The following is a 22,397-nucleotide window of genomic DNA, read 5'->3' as shown; positions in this document are numbered from 1 at the left end:
GGTGAATTGCATTTGCCCGTCTATAAAGTTAGGTTGTAGACCTGAACTCCAGGAACGCAACGCGATGTGAACATTACCTATTTATCTGCTTAAATGGAGTACCCCTTACGCATGAAATTACGTGTTCTCATTTTAGGAGCGGGTTTCGGTGGACTCGAAATCAGCACCATCCTGTCCGAGACGCTCACCGACAGCCTTGACCTTACGCTGATCGACAAGAGTGACTGCTTCGTCTTCGGCTTTTCCAAGCTCGACGTGATGTTTGGCCGCAAGACGCCGGATTCGGTGCGGCTTGCCTACCGCAGTATTCTGAAACCCGGAGTGCGCTTTCTGCGGGAGACCATCACCGCCATCGACCCTGAAACCCGGCGCGTCACCACCCGGAAGGGAAGCTACGAGGCCGATATTCTGGTGGTGGCGCTGGGCGCAGATTACGATTTTGGAGCGACACCGGGGCTGACGGAGGGAGGCAATGAATTCTACTCTTTTGCGGGCGCGGAGCGGCTGCGGGAGGTGCTGCCCACCTTCTCGAGAGGACACGCGATTGTGGGCGTTGCGGCGGCGCCGTTCAAGTGTCCGCCGGCTCCCAGCGAAACCGCCCTGCTGCTGCACGACGACCTTGTAACGCGCGGAGTACGCGATGCCTGCCGGATCAGCCTGGTCATGCCGTTCGGCACACCGATTCCGCCTTCGCCCGACACGTCCAACGCTCTGCTTACGGCCTTTGCCGAGCGGGGAATCGGCTTCGTCCCGAACCGGTGTGTGGTGGAGCTTGACCCTGTACGGCGCGTGGCTGTTTTGGATGACCGAAGTGAGATGCCCTATGACTTGTTCCTCGGGGTTCCGAAGCACTGTGTCCCGCAGGTTGTTGTCCAGAGCGGCATGACCGAGGCCGGCTGGATTCCCGTCACCCCGAAAAACCTCAGGACGCGCTTTCCCGGCGTGTGGGCTGTGGGTGATGTCACCAGTGTCGGGACCACTCCTAAGGCGGGTGTGTTCGCCGAAAACGCGGCGCGGGTCGCTGCCGCATCGATTATTGCAGAGCTGCAAGGCGGCGAAGAACCGGCGGCCTATACAGGAGCGGGAACCTGCTATGTCGAGTTTGGCGGCGAGCGGGTCGGGCGCGTGGATGTGGATTTTCTCTCCGGGCCGTCACCCACAGGACGCTACACCGCGGCCTCGGTTGAGCTGGCCAAAGAGAAGCAGCAGTACGGAGCGAGCCGCCAGAGCCGCTGGTTCGAACATTAAGTTCTGTGTGAGGTAACCGGCACTCAATGGTTATCTCGAGGGTTGCACACCGCAGTCTATCAAAAACAAAAGCCCCCGGAAGGGGCTTCTGTTTGCTGCGAGGAAAGGCTGTATTGCAGAACTAATCGTTCTCCAATACTCTTTCCGGAATTGGGACTCGTGATGGGTGACCTTCTTTCCCTTGCTTTCGTGACTTCCGGGAGAAGAGCCGGCTGAAAGAAAAGTCATCGAGGATCGAATAGGCCACGGGAACGATGAACAGAGTGAGCAGGGTCGACGTCAGAAGTCCGCCGATCACGGCCTGCCCCATCGGCGAACGGAACTCGCTGCCTTCACCGAGGGCAAAGGCCACGGGCACCATGCCGAAGATCATGGCAAAGGTGGTCATGAGAATCGGCCGCAGTCGCGCTGCGCCGGCCTGAATCAGCGCCTCCGTGCGGGCCATGCCCCGTGACCGGAGAACATTGGCAAAGTCCACCAGCAAAATGCCGTTCTTGGTGACCAGACCCATCAGCATAATAATGCCGATCATCGACATCACCGAGAGCGCGCTGTGGAAGGCGATGAGGGCAAAGACGGCTCCGATGAGCGCCATGGGCAGGGAGAACATGATGGCGAAGGGATAGGAGAAGCTCTCGAACTGCGCGGCCAGCACAATGTAGACAAATACAATGGCGAGCACAAGGGCCATCAGAATGTTGGCGAACGCTTCCGCCTGCATTTCGCCCTGTCCGGTTACGCCAATCGCATAGCCCGGCGGAACATCCAGCTTCTTCGTTTCCTTGCCGATGCTTTTCAGAGCCTCACCCAGCAGAATTCCCGAAAGATTCGCCTCGACGCGAATCTCGCGCTGGCGGTCGTAGCGGTTAATACGGGACGGGCCGGACGCCGAACGAACGTCTGCAACAGCACTGACGGGAATCAGCGCCTTCTGATTGTTGCCCAGATCCTTGGAACTCTTGACGGTCAGATTGTTCACATCATCCAGCGAGGTGCGGTCGCTCTGACTCAGACGGATCCGGGTATCGAACTGCTCGTCGCCTTCCTGATACTGCGTGGCCACAAAGCCGTCCACCATTGCCCGCACACTGGACGCAATCAGGCCGACGTTTACGCCGAGATCGGAGGCCCGCTCGCGGTCGATGACGATCCGCAATTCCGGCTTGGAGGTTTCCAGACTGTTGGTGACGTCCACCGCCCCGGTGGTTCCGCGCACAATGCGTTCCACCTTATCGGCAAGCTTCGTCAACCGACCCAGATCATCGCCGCGCACGCTCATGGAGACCGGCTTGGTGCCACCGCCGGGGCCTTGGGTCGTGCCGAAGCTGATGGACGCTCCGGGAATGCTGCCCAGCGCGGTGCGGAGTTCATCCTGAATCTGCGCGACACCCTTGTCGCGCTCGTGTTTTTTCACGAGCTTGACAAGAATGGAGCCATTGGTGACGGGATCATTGCCCGCACCGATGGTCGTAAGGGTGGAGACGACTTCCTTACGGCTCGAGAGCAGGGTTTCGATCCGCGCGCAGATATCCGCGGTGCGAGCAAGCGAGCTGCCCGGCGCCGACTGAACCGTGACCGTCAGCTCGCTTTGATCGGAATTGGGAAAGAAGGCGGAACCGAGGAACCGCATAAAAAACATGCTGGCCACGAACACCGCAATGGAGCCGACGAGCACGGTCTTGCGATGCTGCAGCGACCAGGCAACGGCCCGCTGGTAGCGGTGGCTGAGCAGCTCGAAGAAGTGATTGAAATAGAACAGCGCCTTTTGCAGCAGGTTGCCGTCCTTCTTCAATTCTTCATCCTCCTTGTGAAGCCAGCGGGAGGCCAGCATGGGAGTGAGGGTGAAGGCGACGAAGAGCGAGACCAGCACGGACACCGAGACCGTGATGCCGAACTGAAAGAAGAAGCGGCCAATCAAGCCGGGAATGAACGCCACCGGCACAAATACGGCCACAATGGCAAAGGTGGTGGCCATGACCGCGAGTCCGATTTCGGAGGTTGCCGCCTTGGCCGCCTGCATGGGAGTTTCCCCCATTTGCATGTGCCGGTAAATGTTCTCGATGACCACAATCGCATCGTCAATCAAGAGTCCTACCGCCAGTGAGAGCGCCAACAGCGACATCATGTTCAGCGTAAAATGCAGCGCGGACATCACAATGAAGCTGGCGATGATCGAGGTCGGCAGAGCAATGGCGCTGATGATGGTGGCGCGTAGATTGGCCAGAAACAGGAAGACCACGACTACGGCGAGCAGACCGCCGTAGAAAATGTCGAACAGCACGTCGCCGACCATATCCCGGATGCGGGTGCTGTTGTCGCGGGCAATGCTGAGCGTGAGGTCGGACGGCAATTCCTTTTGAATGGCGGCGACCTGACGCTGCAGGGCTTCGGCGACACGCACGGTATTGCTGCCGGACTGCTTCAGGATGCTGAGACCGACCGCAATCTTTCCGTTTTGCCGCGTCAGGCTGGTCTGCTCTTTGACGCCGTCCACCACGCGGGCGACTTCGGACAGGTAGACCGGCTTGCCGCCGGGAGTCGCCACCACCACATGGTTGAAGTCTTCCACGCGGATGAACTTGCCCATCGTGCGCAGCAGAATCTGCCGCGATCCTTGGGTCAGATTTCCCGCCGGGACTTCCATGTTGGAACTGGTGACGCTCTGGATGACGTCCTGAATGGAGAGGTTATAGGCCTGCAAGCGGGCGGCATCCACCTCCACCTGAATCTCGCGTTCGGCGCCGCCTACCAGATCCACCCGACCGACACCCGGAACATTTTCCAGACGCTTCTTGATGACGTTCTTGGTGTAGGTGGTGATCTCTTTTTCGGAACGGTTTCCCGCCACCGTCAGGTTAAAGATCGGCGTACTGGCAGGATCAATCCGCTGCACCACCGGATCTTCGAGATCGTCCGGCAGATCGGAGCTGATGGCGGCAATCTTCTCGCGCACCTCCTGTGCCGCCTGGCGTCCGTCCACTTCCAGCTTGAACTGGACGACGATAATCGCGACGCCTTCCTGCGAGATGGATTGGATGTGATCAATACCGCCGATGGTATTGACTGCGTCCTCGATCTTCTTGGTCACATCGGTTTCGACTTGCTCCGGGCCGGCTCCGGGTAGTACGGCGGTGATAGTGACAAACGGGAAGTCGACGTCCGGATACTGATCAATATTCAGTTTAACATAGGAGAACAGGCCCAGCACAATGAGCGCCATGATCATCATCGTGGCGAAAACGGGGCGCTGAATCGAAACATCAGAAAGCTTCATAACGGGACCCGTTGACCCTATTTGGATGATCCGGCAATCGACACATAGGCGCTATCCTGCAGGTCGTTGGCGCCGACGACGACCACGGTGTCCCGCTCGGCAAGGCCGTTGACAATTTCGGTCTTCTCATCGTTGGCTACGCCCGAGGTCACAGACGTGCTGAACGCGCGCCCGTTGCGCACCGTAAAGACGCGGCCGGTCTCGCCCGTGCTCTGAATGGCGGCGGTGGGAATCGTAAGCACATTCTGGCGGGGCGCACGGTCATAAGTCACTTTGACATACATACCGGGGCGGAACCAGTGATCTTTGGTGTTGGGGAACATCGCGCGGACTTCAAAGGAACGCGAGCGGGTGTCCGCCGATTTGAAGAACTGAGTGATGGTTCCTTCGGTTACGATGTCGGGGCGCGAGTCGGCGAAAACCTTTACCTTTTGTCCGACCGCCAGATCGGCAACATCGGTTTCATTCAGGTTGAAGATGACTTTCATCCGCTCATTGCGGGCCACGGTGGCCAGCACCACGCCGGGATTGGCCAGATCGCCCACCGTCACATTAATCGCGGTTACGATCCCGGCGATGGGCGAGGACAGTTCCACCGTGCTGCGCGCACTTTCGAAATTCGCCTTGGCGATATCATAGGCGGTCTGCGTTCCGTCCAGAGCCTGCTGTGAAATCGCGCCTTCGGTAAACAGCGATTTCATCCGCTCGAGCGTCTTGGACGCATTGCTGAAGTTGGCCTCGGCCTGAAAATATTGAGAGGAAGATCCGCTCTTATCAAGGGTGATGCAGACCTGCCCCTGCGAGACATGGTCTCCGACCTGAAGCTTGATGGCGGTAACCCGCTCGGGAATTTTCGCCACCAGATTGGCCTGCTCTTCGCCTTCAAGGGATCCGGAATAGGTCTTTGTCAGCGACAGATTCTCGCGCTGTACGGTAGCGGTTTCGACCGGCACAAGCCGCGGGGCCGCCGCAGCGCCCTGGGCCGGAGAGGCTTTCCCTTTGCAGCCAAGACTCAGCAGCGCGGCGCCGATCATCAGCACGGCGGCCATCCGGCCACGGGAAAAAAATATAGTGAGCAAGGTTCTGTTCCTCGGTTTCATGCACAGATGGCTCATCGAAGGTTCCCCACGTAATATTGCCAGTCGGCCTTCGCCGTAAGATAATCGTAAATCGCCTGCGAGTAATTGGTCTGGGCGCGGGTCATCGCCACCTGCGTGTCCAGCAGTTCGAGCTGGGTGCCAATCCCGCTTTTGTAGCGGGTCTGGGAAATCTGCAGCGCCTTTTGGGCCTGCCCCAGACTCTTCTGTTGCGCTTCAATCCGTTTGCCGGCCTCTTCCATCTGGGATTCGGCGGTGCGGATCTGAATCCGCAAGCCTTCTTCAGCCTTCAGGCGCAGATACTGAAGCTTGGTGCGGTCACTGGTGGCCTCGGCGATGCGGGAGCGGGTGGCCATGCCGTCGAACAGCGTATAGGACAGGTGCAGACCCAGTGCCAGCGTGTTCGCCCACTTGTAGCGGTTCATCTGATAGGTGTTATCCTGCGTCTGCCAGCCATAAGAACCGATAAGGCTTAAGGAAGGAAAGTAATCCGCCCTGACGACGGCGATGTTTTGCGTGGCCAGCGATTCCTGCAAGGCAATCTGCGCCAAACCCGAATTACGGGTGATGGCGTTCTGCCGCGCCGTTTCCAGTTCTGCAGGCGGAATGGCTTCGAACTGGAAGGCGCCGTCGAGTTCGAGGTTCTGATCGAGCGGCAGCGCGAGCAGAGCCTTCAGGGAATTCATGGACAGTTCGAGACTGTTCTGCGCGGTAATCAGCAGCGGCTCGGTGTTGGCATACTGCACTTCGGCGCGAAGCAGATCATATTCGGCGGCGCTGCCGTGTTGCTGCAGCGTACGCACATTATCCAGGTTGGCCTTCACCACATCGAGGCCCTGCTTGTTCACTTCCACCAGCTCTTTGGCAAGCAGCACGCGATAGAAGGCCTTGGTGGTATTGCGGGTAACATCCTCCGCCGTAGCCTGAAAGGCCTGATCCGCGTAGGCTTCATACGTGCTGGCAATATCAAGGGCCACTCCCACCTTGCGGTTGTACAGCGGCTGGGCAAACGACGCGCCCATCGTGTACGAGTTGTTCGAGCCGATGGCCATCGATTTTGTGGAGCTGGTCGGATTGAAGGAGGAGTTGGCGGGCAGGAACATGACCGGAAGCTGCAGATTGCGGAGGTAATCGCCGCTGGCGCTGATCCGCGGCAGAGCATTGGACCATGCTTCGCTGACCTGCGCCTGTGCCTTGGCGCGCTCCTGTCCGGCAATCCGCACGTCACGGTTGCGGTCGAGGGCCAGTGCAATGGCTTTGGGCAGCGTGAGGGTGAGGGCGGGGGCCGCGGAGGTTGAATCCGCCGCCATCGCAGCCGGTGAAGAACTGACGGCCGCACACAGCAACACTACCCAAAGGAGCTTTTTGCTGCCGGTGCGCATCCTGTTCGACATAACGTTATCCCTGTTTAGAATTGTTTTCGATTCCATCGAAGAAGACGGAGACCAGCAATGCGGCGGCATCTTCGGGCGATTGATTGCCGCTGGGCCAGAGCCCCTGGCTGCCTGCCAGACAGTAGGTGCGGATCATGCCGTCAAACAGCGCCGCGAGTTTCTGCGGATCCCCGGGCCGGATGGCTCCGGCACGCATGCCGGTTTCAAGCGGTTTGGAAATAAGGGTCAGCTTTTCCAGGTAACGGTGGAAGAACTTCTCCATCATCTGCGGAACAAGCTGATTGTGTTCGCGCATGATCATCAGGAAGACTTCGTTATTTGTGTGAAAGTGGAGCACCGAAGCTCGAGCATAGGCTGATACTTGGGCCCGCGCATCATCTCCCGCCTGTTGCATGGCCACCCGCGTCTCGGCAAAGGTCTCATCAATCAACTGATCGATAATCGCGTGGAACAGATCGTCTTTGTTCGCGAAGTAATTGTAAATCGTCCCCTTCCCGAACGCCGATTGCTCTGCGATCTCATCGAGGGTCGTGTTGCGAAACCCCTTTTCGATAAACAGGGTTCGTGCCGCAAGCATGATTTCCCGCCGGCGGAGCTGGGATTCCTGCTCCCGCCGCATCGTCTTACGTGTTTGAGACTCTTTGTCCATGCTGAACTCCCTTTGCCCTGAACAGTTGTACCGAAGTGGCCAAACATGACCTTATAGTCATAATTAGAACTTCACGGTCACAACATGACTGACTGGTCACAATATAAGTAGCCGCTCCTGAAGAGTCAAGTTTGCTATAGTTAGACTTATTAATAAGATGTGAATCCAAGACACGTGAAAGAAGCTGCCGCTGAGGCAGCCTCCGAATCAACCGAACCCCTAAGAGTCAACAAGCCCCCCACTTCTGGGGAGCCTGTTAGAAGACTAACATCTAAGATGTGCGGTTCACTTCAGCAGCATGAGCTTTCGGGTGGATGTGAACAGTGCGCTTTCGACGCGTGCAAAGTAGAGTCCGGACGGCAATGATCCTGCGTCAAAGGGGAGAAGATAGGTCCCCGGTGCAAACGGCTGATCGGTCAACACCGCGACGCACCGCCCCGTAATATCATAGATCGAGAGCGTGATGCGCGCCGCTTGCGGAACAGAAAGTGTAAGTGTTGTGCGGGGATTGAACGGATTGGGATACGCTGCCAGAGAAAAGTTCTGGGGAGATAAGGCGGCCTTACCGTCGGCGTTGAGGGCAAACGCGGTAACAGGAATCGTCTCCGTGCTGCCGGGGCAGGAATTGGTGCGGACCAGCAGGTTTCCGTAGAATTCATGGGTTCCGTCATCCGTGGTGTCCGGCGCAATCTCTACCTGCACGGTCAGGGTATCACCCGCGTTAATCCGCGTTGTGTCCGGGGTCACCGAAAGCCAGGGACCTGCAGGCCGTACAGGCTGAGCGATGATGCCAAAGTCCATCGCTCCATTGCCGGAGTTTACGATGTGAAGTGGCAAAGTCGTACGTACATGATTGTGAACCACGGTGCTGATGGACGATTCCAGCCAGACGACGTGCGGGCGGCGAACGTGAAAGTCCGCTGTGACAAAGGAATCGGGCGGGACGACAACCTGCCTCAGAGTGTCGCGGGAAATGCAGCTCCCCGACACCGTGAGGTCATAGGTGCCGTTCACGATGCCGAGGCGGAACTCGCCGTGCGCATCGGTGATGACATACTGCGTTGTGCCGCCGATGTCTACTCGCGCGCTTGCCACCACGGCGCCGGTTCCCCATTCCACCACAGAGCCGCGAATTTGGGAGAGGGACAACCGCACCGCGTAGCCCTTGCGAACATTGGCTTCGGAGATCTGTCCGAAAGCCAAGTAGCCGCCTGCGGTGACAGGAATGATGCCGTAGAAACCGCTTGCCGCCGGACCATAGACCCACTGCCAGCTTTCGGACCCGTCAGGCGTAATGGCAAAGAGCCAGCATTGCCGGTCATTCCAACTGGGGCCGGACCAGCCGGCACAGATGGCTTCGCCGGATTCCTGCGCCACAATTCCGCGAAGCTGTTCTTCCACACCGCCATGAGTGTAGCTGCGAGCCCACAGAGAATCTCCCGCGCCATTGGCCTTGGCCAGATAGCCCCGGTTGGCGCTGGCAATCGTGGTCTTGCCGGCAAGGTAAACAACACTGTCACCGTCTGCAAAATCGTAGCACATATCCGGCCCGCTGCTTCCATACAGGGTGGAGGTGAGCGGATTTCCCAGCGAATCGGTATGCAGCAGCCAGAAATCATAATCCCGCGCGCCGTTACTGCGGGAGTAACCTGTCATCAGCAAGCTTCGGTCCGGCCGCTCGCTGATTCGATAACCGATGTCGGAATTGCTTCCACCAAAAACCCGGGTCCACACGGTATCACCACTGGCCGTGCATTTGAGCAGCCAGAGATCGGACCGCACGGTGTCCGATGCGAGCCGCGTGCCCACCACCGCGATGGTCCCGTCATGCAGGAGCGTGATGTCGCAGACAGTCGAAGTAGTCCCATTGGCATAGGCACGGCTCCACAGGCTGTCACCTGAAGTGCTCAGCGCCATAAGTTGAATAGCATTACCGCCGAATCCGCCTGCCACGACCAGATTTCCGTCCGGAAGTTCAACGCAAGAGTAGGCGGCATCGTTGCTTGAACCGCCAAAGGTGCGAGTCCACACGACTGCGCCGGCGGGGCTTAAGCGGGAAATCAGAAAATTGGATGACGGCAGCCCGGGATTGGTTTCACCCACCAGGATCAGATCACCGCTGGAATGGTTGATCGCGCTGTAAATCGCGGGGTTTCCGGTCGCGGTGACTCGCGCCGACCAGAGAGTATCCGGTTGGGCAAGAACACGCGGCGCAGTCAGGCAAGTCAGTGCAAAGATCAGGTACAGCGTGAAGTCGCGCACGTTACTCCTTCTCGAAAAAATAAGCCTGGGGAACAAGACAGCGACCGGAGTGACGACTCCGGTCGCTGCTTATTCAGAGATCAAGCCATAAAGATTCCACGGTCGTCACCATGTCCATCGCCGTATAGATGCGTGGTTTATGGTTTGGATGTGGTGGACGTCCCGGTAAATGCTTCATTGCAAATTCCGGTGACGTAGTAGAACCGGCGCTCGTCCGCGGCGAACGGCGCGCTGTAGTAGGGGTGATGCTGACCAACCACCGGGACGATATTGTCCGCGACAATGGTCCAGCTCGGATCACCCACCGGCATGTCGTTCGTGTTGGAGTAAATGCGGTACGTTCCACGTGTGGCAGACGCGGCATCGGTGCTCCAGCGAACGTCGACCGTGTTGTTGACGCGCAGGACCGCGACATCGTTGGCCGCGGGAGGCAGACAGCACGGACCGTTATCATACACGGTCAGCGTGTACGCGCCGGACTGCGACGCATACTTGGCCACGCGAATCAGGTAAACGCCCGGATTCAACGAAGCGGCCACATACGAACGCGATTCTCCCGGATGCTGCGCGGGCACATCCCATGCCGGCAGCGGCAGGAAGTGAGCGTCGTCGTCGTTGCAGAGCAAAGCCGGTCCGGTGCAGCACTGCGCCACGCCTTGATAGACGGCGATATGCATGTCACCGATGCCCAGGGCCATGGCAATCCGGCGGCACTCCGTCAGCGTCAGCGAATAGAACACGTCGCCGCCCGAGGAGGTGTAGTCGAAGCCGCCTTCGTTGCAGATGTTCGAGCAACTGACCGTGGCATTGATCGTCGATCCGGTCACCGTGACCTGACCATTCGGAACCAGCGTGATCGGCGTGGCCGCGGTGCATTCATCATTGGCCGGCGGTCCGCTGGGAATGGAATTAACATGGATCGTGTAATCCCCGATGCTGTTGGGATTGTACAGGGTGACCGAAATGTACCACGTGCCGGCGGGCAGATTGCGCCAGATTCCGGTCATGGCGGTGGGGGAACAGAGGCCCCAGTCGACGAGGTCCAGCATCACCCGCGATCCGCAGGGGCATCCCTGATACAGGTAGGGATTGAAGCTGTGGAAGTTCTGCGTGCCGCAATAGTCAACCTGAATATCCTGCGCCTCGGTGGTGGTGAACACATGCCAAACCTGCGGATCGCCTTCATACAACGGGCAGTCGTTGGTGGCATTGATGTTGTTGCCCGTAAAGGTCGCGGGCAGGGAGGCGGGGGTGCCGGCATTCTGGCAATTGTCATTGGGCGGAATCACCGGGCAGGGGGTATCACACGTCAGACCGGCAAACCAGGTTCCGGTCAGGGCCACGCACTCGGGATGGGTGTTGGTGGCGCAGGTCCCGGAATAGCAGCAGCGGCCCAGCGGCAACTGGCACGGAGTCAAACTGAACGACGCGCGATAGGCAAACGTCTGGGCATCCGGCCCGGTTTGCGGACCGCCGCGGCTGATGCGAATGTAATATTCACCCGGTTCCATACAGGAGGAAATCGTTCCGGCATTGCACGGCGTGGAGGGCACTCCGTTCAGAACAATCACCCCGGGGCACGGCGGCTGAATTATGGCGATACGCAGCAGGGATTCGCCGGCATATGTGCACGTCACCGTGGACGGTGTGGTCACCAGCAGACGGTACCAGTCGGTATCCGCTTTGAGAGAGCCGGTGATGGAATCCGTGTAGAAGAACGTGCGGCCATAAACCGTCTCGCCGCTCGTAACGGTCTGGTACCGTGGAAGGTAAGGGCTCGCATTGTTGCAGCCGCCGTTGGGATCGTTCACCGAGAATGTCCCCGGAACCGGAAACGGCTCCGTCACTTCGGCGACGTCGCCGGGATGGCTGGTAACGGTGCAGGGGCCGCAGTTCCGGATGGTGAGATCGTAGCTGTAACAGGCCTGGAACATGTTGGCATTGTCGACGACCACATAGTACGTTCCAGCCTGAAGCGCCTGGCACGGCAGATACAGGAGGTCAGCCGTCATGTTCGAGGCGGAGGCAAGGCAATTCCAATCCGGCGGGCAATGGTCGCTGAGCAGGACGCCCGGCCAGACATACTGTTCCATGGGAGGAGTCGTCGACGGATGGGCGTTCAGAATAATTTCTACCGACGATGCCGTGGTCAAGGTAAACGTGTAGACAACATCGGGGCCGCTATCGGCGCTTCCCAGACAGGTCGAGCCGGAATAGTCATTATTGAAGCCGCAGGTCCACGCGTTTTCTACACTGAAGGGCAGACTGGGAATAACGATGGGGTCGGCGCAGACATCGCCGGTGGGCGGGGGTGCCACTTCTTCGAGCAGGAAGGCGTAATCGCCGAAACTTCCATCCCAACCGTCCACGATAATGTAGTACGTCGTTCCGCCGTTCAGCGTCACGCGCGGAAGATCCGACGAGACATCGCCGCACGCCACGCCGTCGTCATTGCAGGCGATGGGCGTGCCGGTGCAGGTACCTTCGTACACAAAGAGTTTGGTGTCGTACGAGGATCCGCAAAGGCTGATGTGATAGTCGCCGCTGACGGACGGCGTAAAGGAATACACCACGTCCGGCGCATTGCCGCTGCCGTCACACTCGGGCAGGTTGTCCTGATAGCCGGTGGTCGTTCCGAAATCCGAATACGGCACGGAAGGAATCACGGCGGCGCTGGCGCAGGCTTCGCCGCCCTGGTCCAGATGGCCACCTCTGCGGGGCGATGCCGGGACCATATCCTGCAGACGGCGGTACAAATCGCTGCCGGGCCTTTGGCCTGCGCGCTTGGCAGCCTGAATCTGTGCCAGCACACTGCGCAGTTCACTCTTGTCGGCAATAATTTTTGACGCGGCGGCGTCAAGGGTAGAGGAAGGCACACTTCCAGGTGTTGTCTGAGATAACTGGGGAATTGAGACGCCCAGTTGCACGGCTTGTGGTTCCGCAGGCTTCGGAGATGTTCCATTCGCGATGTTGTGGATGACCGCCGTCGCTGCGAAAACGGTCAACGCGCTAATCAGAAATCCAAGACCTGTAAACCATAGAATTCTTGTCTTCATGCCAAAACCCTTACATTAGAATCGGGGGCTCATAGAATGTACATAGGATCATCCGAGGTGCATCCACAGGAGCAGTTGTGCGCGAGCCAGACCTTACTACCCTTGCATCCAACAATATACAGACATTCAGGGGCCCTATCAATCACAGTCTCCAGTTTTAAAAATCTACCCAGCGCGGCGATTTCTGCCAAACCCATCATTCACAAGCGATTGTAAGACGGCATCGATGCGGCAATCCGAAGCGAGATAGAATGAGAGGTTTTTTGGAACACCGATGCCGATGGATCGCAGGCCGAAAACACTACTGTCCCAGCGCGGCAGGCCTTGTGGGCGCTCTGCATGTGGCTTCCGGACAATCCGCGATCAAACACATAAGTAATAGACACTGCGGTCGGATATCATATCCTGACCCAGAGTTCCGGGCACTCGCGGATGCCACCATTGCGAACAAAGCCCTAATCTCGCCTCTTTTATGAGCCTGAATGGACGATAGATCGGCTTCAGCGGCTGGTTGATAGTAAGGCTTTAAATTACAGTAGTGTAGAGGCAAGCGATGAGCAGTTGCCAGATGGCGGCGCAGATGGATTGAAACAGCACAGGAAATTGAGCGCTTTGAAGACAAGCGAGTCAAATGCTCTATGTCATGCAATTTATATAATTACAATATTTTGCATGCGTGTTTTGGCGGGTAGGATAAAGAGAGACAAATTGAAGAATTGATAAGATTTGGTATGGCAACCTCTTGCAAAGTGATTGTACGATCCGTAACTTTCAAATTGACTGATAAAATAATACTTCCATTGGACGTTCGAGACTGAATCCGAGGAGTTTCTTCATGCGATTTTTAGCTGGTTTGCTTCTTTGTGCGTGCCTCATGGTATCAGCCGGATCGGCATTCGCAACAGAAACGGCGGCCTTGCCGCAGGGTGTGCCCGATTTTTCCCGATCACAAGCGCACCTGTCAGTGACCAACCCGTCACCGGCAATGACGTCCATTAGTATGCAGACGCCGGCGGTGATGATGCGCGAGCAGGTGGTGGACTTTCAGACCTATCAATCGTTCGGTATCGCCGGCGAGGTATCTATCCCGACCGAAGGCAGCCCATCGATTCCGCAGGTGTCCCGCTTGTACCGCATTCCGAATACCGGCGGCGCCGATCTGGTGATCACCAACGCCGACTTCGAACTGGTGGAGAACATCACCCCCTACCCCGTGCAACCAGAAGTCTCCGCTTTCGGGCAGTTGGTGCGGGATGAAGCTCTCTACTCGAAGGACGGCTGGTATCCGGCGAACCCGGTGGTGATGAGCGATCCGATGATCATGCGCGATTTCCGCGTGGTGTCGGTCACACTCTATCCGGTGCAGGTGAACCCCGTGACGCATCAAGCGCGTATCTATCGCAATCTCAGCGCGGATGTGGTCGCCAATGACCGGCCCAGTGTCAACGAATTGGTGACCCCGCGCCGTCCCACCGGATCATGGGTGCCCATTTACCGGACTGTGATTGCCAACCTCGATGAGAATGCCCTGCTGGATGCGACGACGACCCCCGGCAGCTACCTGATTCTCTGCAAGCCGGACGCGCAGTCCGTGAACCCGTTTGTGGACAGTCTCTTTCAGTGGAAGACGCGGCAAGGTTACCGGGTGATTGTGGATTCTCGGAGCAACTGGGACGCGGGGACGATGCAGACCCGGATTCGACAGCTCTATGCCAGCCAGGATCCACCGCTGGAATATGTCTGCCTGATGGGCGGAGTGTTCGCGAGCTTTGGTGTCCCCACGTCCAATAGTGACTATGACCACGCCTTCGCGCTGGGCAACACCGGAGACGATCTGGAAGATGTCGGCGTTGGTCGTTTGACGGGTGGAACTTCCGCAGAGATGGCCCTGATTAATGCCAAGATCATGAGTTATGAGCGCAACCCGCGCATGGAAAGCTCGCCGGGCGTGGCCGACACGATGTGGTTCCACAAGGCCTTTTTGCTGGCGGGAACGGCCATGAGCTGCGCCAGCAACTATCTGCTGATGGAGTGGGGCGCGTCCCAGTTTACGCAGTTCACCGACGTGGACAGCGTGAGAGTCGAGACGGTGCAGGGAACTCCGCAAGCGACACAGTGCAATCCGCATTTCCAGAACGGCATCGGCTTCTTCCTCTGGCGCGGCGCGTGGATCAGCGAAGTCAATACCGGTCTGGCGGCGGGATGCAATTCCGGGTGGCGGCTTCCCATCTGTCTGGCGATCACCTGCACGGCGGGTGATTTTACGGGATCGAACGGCATGGCGCCCTCGTTTCTGACGGCCGGAACCGTCTCCAATCCGAAGGGCGGCGTGTGCGGTATCGGTTCAACGACGGCAGGTACCCACAACCCCGAAAATATCACCTTCACGGGCGGACTGCTCTACAACATCATCAATTTGAATGTGGAGAATCTCGGCACATGCATGTCGGGAGCCAAGGCGCTGTTGTACACGACCTTTGCTGACTGGAGCGGTTTTGCCGGCCAGTTTTCGCGGTATAATAACCTGTTTGGCGAACCCAGCCTGTCCATCTGGACGACCGCGCCGAAAGTGCTGAATGTAACCCATCCGACGGCGTTGAATATCGGCGCGCGCAGCGTAGACGTGGTGGTGCACCGCGACGCAGACGGCGTCCCCGTTCAGGATGCCGTGGTCTGCCTGTGGAAGCGCGGAGCGGATTCCACCTGGGTGCGCGGCATGACGGATGTCAATGGCCACGTGGTACTGCCGGTATCGGTGAACGCCGCCGGCGATATGTACCTGACGGTGACCAAGCAGAATCACAAGCCCTACCTGTTCACGATTCCGTGTGGATCGGTGGACTGCATGCCCATGGCCAGTTCCCATACGGTGGACGATGACAACAACGGCGGCACACAGGGTAATGGCAATCACATCATGAACCCCGGCGAGACGATCGACCTGCCGGTGTATATCCGCAATTTCGGCGCATCCGTGACGGCGACCGGCGTCTCCGCTACCATGACGAGCACCAATCCGCGCGTAACGGTGGTGACGGGTACAGCTTCTTATGCCAACATCGCCCCCGGAGATTCGGCACTGGGCGCGCAGCCCTTCCGGATTCAGGTGGCCGGCAATCTGCAGGATGGCGTGACGGTCCAGTTGCTGCTGGCAATCACATCTTCTGCCGGAACGACTAACGGTCTGGTCGAACTGACCTGCGCCGCCGGAGATCTGGAGTACACGCGGTACCAATTCACAAATGGCGCCTTTGGGCCCGGCTTAACCCGCAACCTGTCCGTGACGGTTCTGAACGCGGGAGCGGTGTCGCTGATCGGCGTGACCGGCCACCTGCAATCGCTGAGTCCCTTTGTCACGCTGGGTACGGCGGATGCAACCTACGGCGACATTGCGGCGGGCGCGCAGGATTCCAATACTACGGCGCCCTTCGTGCTGACCGCCAACCCGCTCACCTTCAATGGCCATCAGGCGCCGATGATGCTGGTGATGAGCACCCCCAGCGGCGCGTCGGACACGGTGATGTTTATGGTGAACGTGGGAACGGCGCAGAGCACCGATCCCACCGGCCCGGACGCGTACGGTTACTATGCCTATGACAACACCGATCTGAGCTACGATATTCACCCGGTCTTCCAGTACGTCGATATCTCCTCGAACAGCGCCAATAACCTGAACCTGAATGATGTCGGCGAAAAGACGTCTACTTCCGAACTCTGGTCCACGGTTCGCCCGCTGCCGTTCCGGTTCAAGTATTATGGCCGTTTCTACGACTCCGTTACGGTCTGCTCGAATGGCTGGTGCGCGCTGGGCAATCAGGCGTGGTTCGACAATTTCCGCAACTATCCGATTCCCGCGCCGCAGGCTCCCGAGGCGATGATTGCCCCCTACTGGGACGACCTGATCACAACAGGCGGAGCTGGATTGGGTGTATTCGCGACCTATCAGCCCGATAGCGGGCGGTATGTGATTCAGTGGAAGGCGACAGGCCGCAATACGCCGCCGTCCCCGCTGGACTTTGAAGTAATTCTGTATGATTCCGCGGCGCGTCCGACGCTGGACGGCAACGGCGCAATCGTGATGCAGTACAATCAGGCGGTGATGAACATCGATCCGCCCGAATACGACGAGCGCGAAGGCTGTACCATCGGCATTCAGGCTCCCCGGTCGCTGATGGGGCTCTCCTACGCTTATGTGACCGACTACGCCCCGGGAGCCGCGACCATTCAAAATGGCAGGTCGATCCTGTTTACGACGGATGCGCGCGTGCTGTTCGGACAGGTTGAAGGGCACGTGTACGACGCGCGAACCAATCAGCCGCTGGCCGGCGTGCACGTCTCGACCGACCGCTATCCGTTCAACGATACGACGGATGCGACGGGCTATTATCACCTGACCAACGTGGTGATTGGCACCTATCACGTGATGACCTCCGCTTACCGCTTCAACGGCGACACCGCCTCGAACGTGTTTGTGGCGTTGGACAGCACGACGACGCTGGACTTCCACATCAACCATCCGGAAATGGCGCTGTCGGTGAGTACGATTGAAGACAGCACGTTGGGCGGTTCGGTTCAGACGGCCTTCACCATCAACAATGCGGGTAACGGACCGCTGGACTGGACCACGAGCATCTACTTCGCGGGCGACAACAACCCCGCGCCGTGGGACTCGGTGGCCTCTGTTCCGGTCTCGCAGCTTACGCAGGATGATCAGGCGTGGGGCTGTGAATTCATGAACGGCAACTGGTGGGTGACGGGCAGCAACGGACTGACCGGGCAGGGCCTCATCTACCGGTTCGACGACCACGGAACCTATCTGGGTTCGATTCCGCAACCGGGCTCCTCGGCGACGGGTTGGTTTGACATCGCGACCGACGGGACCTATCTGTATGGCTCGGACAGCCACGTAATCATCGGCATCAATGCCAACGGTCAGGTCCACGACACGATCCCCAGCCCGCTCAATCCCTCGCGCGCCTTGGCGTACGATCCGGCGCTGGGTTACTTCTGGGCGGCGGACTATACCTCGAACCTCTACTGCCTTGACCGCTCCGGCGGAATCGTTGTGGAAGTCACCAACCCCGGGCTGAACATTACGGGCATGGCGTGGAACGCGACGGATGCGAACGGCTACAAGCTCTATATCTTCAGCCGTGACGGTGAGGGTCTGACCCGCGTCTCGAAGTTCAACCCGACGGCGCGCCAATTCCAGACGGTGGTGGATCTTCCTTCCGCAGCGGGCGACCGGGCGGCGGGCTGCACGATCACCCCGAACTGGAACAGCACCCTGCTGGTGTTCGGCGGCGTGATTCGCGGCACCACCGGCTCACGACTGGCGATCCATGAGATGGTGTTCAATTCGACCTGGATGCATCTGGTGCCGAGCACGGGAACGGTGGCCGGCACAGGGTCGCAGGATGTTCAGATCACTTTCGATCCGACCATACTGCGGAACGATACCTATCACGTGAACCTGCGGGTTTCGAGCGCGGTGTATGATTCCACCATTATCGTTCCGGTGACACTGGTGGTGAACCGGATTACGGCGGTGGAAAAGCCGGCGCGGCAGATCCCGGCGGAATTTGCCCTGCGGCAGAACTACCCGAACCCGTTCAACCCGACGACGCAGATTGCCTTTGATCTGCCGAAGGCGGAACACGTGCGCCTCGATGTGTTCAACTCACTGGGACAGCACATCACCACGCTGTTGGATGAAACCCGGGCAGCCGCTTCCTACGCGGTAACGTGGGATGGCCGGACCGCCGGCGGCGCGGATGTCTCCAGTGGTGTGTACTTCTACCAGGTGCGAGCAGGCAGCTTTACGGCCGTTAACAAGATGCTGCTGATGCGCTAACGCTGACCTTCAGACGATCTTAAAAAGTTCAGGCCCTTCGATGCTCTCGAAGGGCCTGAATTCGTTTCGGAGACGCACGTTCGTCTAAACAAGAAGGGCGAACCGCAAGGTTCGCCCTTCTTCAACTCTTCACTCGCGCGATTTAGTAGCGGTCGCGACGGGCGGGGCGATCTTCCTTCGGACGAGCCACGTTGACCATGAGCTTGCGACCCTGGGTCTCCATCTCGTTCAAGCCTTCGATGGCGGCTTTGCCTTCGGCGTCATTCGGCATTTCCACAAAACCGAAGCCCTTGCTGCGGTTGGTCATGCGATCCATAACGACGCTGGCGCGGTCGACACGGCCATACGCTTCGAACATGTTGCGAAGGTCTTCGTCGGTCGTGTTGTACGACAGATTGCCTACATAAATGTTTACCATGATTTGATCCTTTCCGGACTTACGGGATGGCGTCCCGATTTTGTCACCGCTTCACTATCGACAAGCCGAAAAGGACGAAAGCCAACCTTCTCGTGACACTGGCCTGCGAAGAGCCCCCGGGGGGCGCTATTTGGAAAAACTTATGACCACACCGTCTCAGAGAGCATGTTCTGCATCCGCATATTCCTGCATCAGGCAGCGCATGAGTTCCTTGACGGAGATGATTTCGTGAGTACGGTAAGCGTTCGCACCGGCGAACGGAAAACCCAATTTCAAGTTGCCCTTCTGCGCATTGACCAGGGCCAGGGCGATGCAGTAGGGACTGTTCTGATAATCGCAGGTGACGATGCAATGATAGGGGCAGCGGAAGGGTTTCTTCTCGCCCATATTGATGGCATCGATGAACGCATTGCGAATCGCGCGGCCCGGCATCCCCACCGGACTCTGAATGATCACGATGTCGCCTTCCTTGGATTCCAGATAGGTCTGCTTGAATTGCAGCGACGCATCGCATTCATGGGTGGTCACAAACCGCGTCCCCATCTGTCCGCCCGCTGCACCCAACCGGATGAACTTGAGCAGATCCGCGCCGGTGTAAATTCCTCCGGCGGCAATCACGGGAACGGTTTTGCCTGCGGCCAATGCGAAGGGACGCACGGACTCAATCACGTCAGGAATCAGTTTTTCCAGCGCAAAGGCCGGATCGGAAATCTGTTGAGTCTTAAACCCGAGATGGCCGCCTGCCCGCGGCCCTTCCACCACAATCGCGTCCGGCAGATAATCGAAGCGCTCCGTCCAGCGTTTGCAGAGCAAGGCCGCTGCCCGTCCCGAAGAGACGATGGGAACCAGTTTGCTCACCGAATCTTTGGTCAGAAAACCGGGAAGATTCAGCGGCAGACCCGCGCCCGAAAAGATAATGTCGATCTTCTCTTCGAGCGCCGTCGTCACCAGTTCGGCATAGGTGCTAAGGGCAACCATGATGTTGACGCCGAGGATCCCCTTGGTCGCCGCACGCGCGGCGCGGATTTCCCGCCGGAGCGCGCGCAGATTGGCTTCGACAAAGTTGGAAAAGAAGTCCGGCTCCAGCATGCCAATGCCGGCCGTGGCAATCACTCCGATGCCGCCTTCATTGGCGACGGCGGCGGAGAGGCCGGAGAGCGAAATGCCGACCCCCATGCCACCTTGAATGATGGGGAGTCCGGCTACAAGATCGCCAATGCGCAATGCTGTCACAGTGCTAATACCCAGAAACCATAACTAATAATCAGACCTCGCGATGGACTCGGCAGGCGAACGTTCGCGAAGCGTCATCATATCCATGGCGTCTGCAAAAATGAAGGCTCTCCGCACAGCGGGAGTCACGTGGGCTTAACCTTTGAGCCGGGCCGAAATGATCTTCTTCAGATCCCGGTTTTTGAATTCCGGATCGGGCCGCACCGATGTCAGGTCAATATTTGCATCGAGAATCGCGTCCAGCGCGGCGCGGATAATTTCCGCCCGCATGACCGATGCTCCCGTGTTGCGCTTGATCGCCGCCCGCATCTCGTCTAATGCGGCAATTTGACGGTCAAAGAGAGGGACCGTCGCCTTCGTGTATTTTTCCGGCAAGGCGGTTCGTCCCGCCCGCAAATGTTCGAGATCTGACTGGTTCTCCATCGATGCTGCACCGTCCTTCGCGCTCTTACTACCTCGTCCCATGTCTTCAGCTTCCGACATTACAGCATGACGTGTAACCATCTTGATCTCTTGACGTCAAGAATATACCACTTTCAAGCGATATGAGTCAACGTGTTTTTACTGCTTCGCACAATACAAAAACCCGGTAATCGCGCACCCATGACGTCCGCAACAGGCTTTTCGGAGAGATTATCGACGAGAGTCGGGCTTTCAGATCGGTACGGTGCATGGGGTAAGATTCTGTTTGTGCAATGTTTATCAAATTGATGGCGCATGGTTAGCAGTTGCCGAGCATACCCATGCGGCAGAAGAGGGTACTCCTCTCACCCGCGATGCAGGCCAACATTGACAACCTTTAGAAAAGTCTGTAACTTAGCCGAGCGGGAGCGGCGTAAAGCACCCCGTAACAAGACCTCAAGCAAATAAACCCACAACAGATGATAGACTCAATCTCCCAGACAGCCGGCGAGCACCGGCACGATTTCGGGCAGCAGGCTGTTCAGGCCGGCGAACGCCGCACACTGATGGTCGTGATCGTCACGGCACTGATGATGGTGGTGGAAATTGCCGCCGGACTGTTTTACGGCTCCATGGCTCTTTTGGCGGACGGCTTGCACATGGCCTCGCACACAGCGGCGCTGGGCCTGAGCTATGCGGCCTATGTCCTGGCCCGGCGTTATGCGCTTGACAGCCGCTACAGTTTCGGCAGCGGCAAAATGAATTCTCTGGCGGCCTACACCAGCGCGGTAATGCTCGGGCTGTTTGCCCTGATCATGGCCTATGAGAGTGTGATGCGCATGCTGCATCCGGTGACTATCACCATTGACCAGGCGATCTTTGTGGCAGTGATCGGACTGATTGTGAACGGGGTCAGCGTGTGGATTCTACAGGGTGGACACCACCATCATCCGGATGAGCAGGATCACCATGCGCACGAGCATGACCACAATCTACGGGCGGCGTATCTGCACGTTGTGGCCGATGCCCTGACGTCCGTGCTGGCAATTTTCGCGCTGCTCGGAGCCAAATATCTGGGGTGGAATTGGCTCGATCCGCTGATGGGAATTGTCGGCGCAGTGCTGGTTGCTCGCTGGTCCATCGGGCTCTCCCTGGTTTCGGCGCGGGTGCTTTTGGACCGTCAGGCACCTCAAGCTCTGCTGCATCGCATTCGCGAGGCGCTGGAGTCTGCCGGGGGAAAGGTGACCGACCTGCACGTGTGGAGTATCGGTCCCGGCATCTACGCGGCGGCAATTGAGGTTCAGCGGGCACAGAAAGGGAGTGCTGCCGCCTTTCGCCAGAGGCTGGGTGCGTTCTCGGAACTTGTGCACGTGACCCTCGAGGTTACAGAGTCTTAGACGAGCATGTGGTTGTTAATATCGGCATTGACGTAACATAAACATGCTGTGCCGGGGAGTAAATTGCGACAAAGCCTCCTCTTGCATCTATCCGTCTATACGGTTATATTGAT

At 58.2% G+C, this 22,397-nt stretch carries 12 protein-coding genes; 3 read left to right on the top strand and 9 right to left on the bottom strand.

Annotated elements, in window-relative coordinates; all coding sequences use genetic code 11:
- Positions 1-111: 111 nt before the first annotated feature.
- Positions 112-1,248, top strand: coding sequence for an FAD-dependent oxidoreductase (locus tag VGL38_07820; protein ID HEY3295331.1), 1,137 nt, complete (start codon positions 112-114; stop codon positions 1,246-1,248).
- A 121-nt stretch (positions 1,249-1,369) separates the two neighbouring features.
- Here the strand turns inward: VGL38_07820 and VGL38_07815 are convergent, their stop codons facing one another.
- The 6 genes from VGL38_07815 to VGL38_07790 form a co-directional block, all read right to left on the bottom strand.
- Complete coding sequence (locus VGL38_07815) at positions 1,370-4,522, bottom strand: efflux RND transporter permease subunit (protein HEY3295330.1); 3,153 nt, start codon at positions 4,520-4,522, stop codon at positions 1,370-1,372.
- A gap of 17 nt (positions 4,523-4,539) precedes the next feature.
- Positions 4,540-5,601 carry an efflux RND transporter periplasmic adaptor subunit gene (locus tag VGL38_07810; GenBank protein HEY3295329.1) on the bottom strand — a complete coding sequence of 354 codons (1,062 nt, stop codon included), beginning with the start codon at positions 5,599-5,601 and terminating at the stop codon, positions 4,540-4,542.
- Between the two features lie 32 nt (positions 5,602-5,633).
- Positions 5,634-7,013 carry a TolC family protein gene (locus VGL38_07805; protein ID HEY3295328.1) on the bottom strand — a complete coding sequence of 460 codons (1,380 nt, stop codon included), beginning with the start codon at positions 7,011-7,013 and terminating at the stop codon, positions 5,634-5,636.
- Positions 7,014-7,017: 4 nt separating this feature from the next.
- On the bottom strand, positions 7,018-7,662 hold the full coding sequence (locus VGL38_07800; protein HEY3295327.1) for a TetR/AcrR family transcriptional regulator: 645 nt from the start codon (positions 7,660-7,662) through the stop codon (positions 7,018-7,020).
- A 285-nt stretch (positions 7,663-7,947) separates the two neighbouring features.
- A complete protein-coding gene (locus tag VGL38_07795; GenBank protein HEY3295326.1) occupies positions 7,948-9,924 on the bottom strand; it encodes a carboxypeptidase regulatory-like domain-containing protein in 1,977 nt (658 codons plus the stop codon).
- Between the two features lie 137 nt (positions 9,925-10,061).
- On the bottom strand, positions 10,062-12,800 hold the full coding sequence (locus VGL38_07790) for a hypothetical protein (protein ID HEY3295325.1): 2,739 nt from the start codon (positions 12,798-12,800) through the stop codon (positions 10,062-10,064).
- A gap of 1,165 nt (positions 12,801-13,965) precedes the next feature.
- Here VGL38_07790 and VGL38_07785 point away from each other — a divergent pair.
- Positions 13,966-18,834, top strand: coding sequence for a C25 family cysteine peptidase (locus VGL38_07785; protein ID HEY3295324.1), 4,869 nt, complete (start codon positions 13,966-13,968; stop codon positions 18,832-18,834).
- 142 nt (positions 18,835-18,976) lie between these two features.
- Here VGL38_07785 and VGL38_07780 read toward each other — a convergent pair whose 3' ends face one another.
- From VGL38_07780 to VGL38_07770, 3 genes are all read right to left on the bottom strand, one after another.
- On the bottom strand, positions 18,977-19,252 hold the full coding sequence (locus VGL38_07780) for an RNA-binding protein (GenBank protein ID HEY3295323.1): 276 nt from the start codon (positions 19,250-19,252) through the stop codon (positions 18,977-18,979).
- 156 nt (positions 19,253-19,408) lie between these two features.
- Positions 19,409-20,485, bottom strand: a complete 1,077-nt coding sequence (locus VGL38_07775) for a nitronate monooxygenase family protein (protein ID HEY3295322.1) — start codon at positions 20,483-20,485, stop codon at positions 19,409-19,411.
- Positions 20,486-20,620: 135 nt separating this feature from the next.
- The gene (locus VGL38_07770; GenBank protein ID HEY3295321.1) at positions 20,621-20,950 is read right to left on the bottom strand and encodes a hypothetical protein; all 330 of its coding nucleotides are present in this window, start codon (positions 20,948-20,950) and stop codon (positions 20,621-20,623) included.
- A gap of 416 nt (positions 20,951-21,366) precedes the next feature.
- Between VGL38_07770 and dmeF the strand changes: the two genes are divergently transcribed.
- Complete coding sequence (dmeF, locus tag VGL38_07765) at positions 21,367-22,284, top strand: CDF family Co(II)/Ni(II) efflux transporter DmeF (protein ID HEY3295320.1); 918 nt, start codon at positions 21,367-21,369, stop codon at positions 22,282-22,284.
- The last annotated feature ends 113 nt before the right edge of the window (positions 22,285-22,397 follow it).

The organism is bacterium, from assembly GCA_036504735.1.
Lineage (GTDB): Bacteria > Electryoneota > RPQS01 > RPQS01 > RPQS01 > DASXUQ01.
Note: the sequence above shows the minus strand (reverse complement) of the source record. Positions and strands in the feature narration are given on the sequence as shown.

What these genes read in the sequence shown, in the direction of transcription:
- VGL38_07800 (HEY3295327.1), bottom strand. Translation starts at nt 7,662, where the DNA reads ATGGACAAAGAGTCTCAAACACGTAAGACGATGCGGCGGGAGCAGGAA.
- VGL38_07815 (HEY3295330.1), bottom strand. Translation starts at nt 4,522, where the DNA reads ATGAAGCTTTCTGATGTTTCGATTCAGCGCCCCGTTTTCGCCACGATG.
- VGL38_07805 (HEY3295328.1), bottom strand. Translation starts at nt 7,013, where the DNA reads ATGTCGAACAGGATGCGCACCGGCAGCAAAAAGCTCCTTTGGGTAGTG.
- VGL38_07780 (HEY3295323.1), bottom strand. Translation starts at nt 19,252, where the DNA reads ATGGTAAACATTTATGTAGGCAATCTGTCGTACAACACGACCGACGAA.
- VGL38_07785 (HEY3295324.1), top strand. Translation starts at nt 13,966, where the DNA reads ATGACGTCCATTAGTATGCAGACGCCGGCGGTGATGATGCGCGAGCAG.
- VGL38_07820 (HEY3295331.1), top strand. Translation starts at nt 112, where the DNA reads ATGAAATTACGTGTTCTCATTTTAGGAGCGGGTTTCGGTGGACTCGAA.
- VGL38_07770 (HEY3295321.1), bottom strand. Translation starts at nt 20,950, where the DNA reads ATGGGACGAGGTAGTAAGAGCGCGAAGGACGGTGCAGCATCGATGGAG.
- dmeF (HEY3295320.1), top strand. Translation starts at nt 21,367, where the DNA reads ATGATAGACTCAATCTCCCAGACAGCCGGCGAGCACCGGCACGATTTC.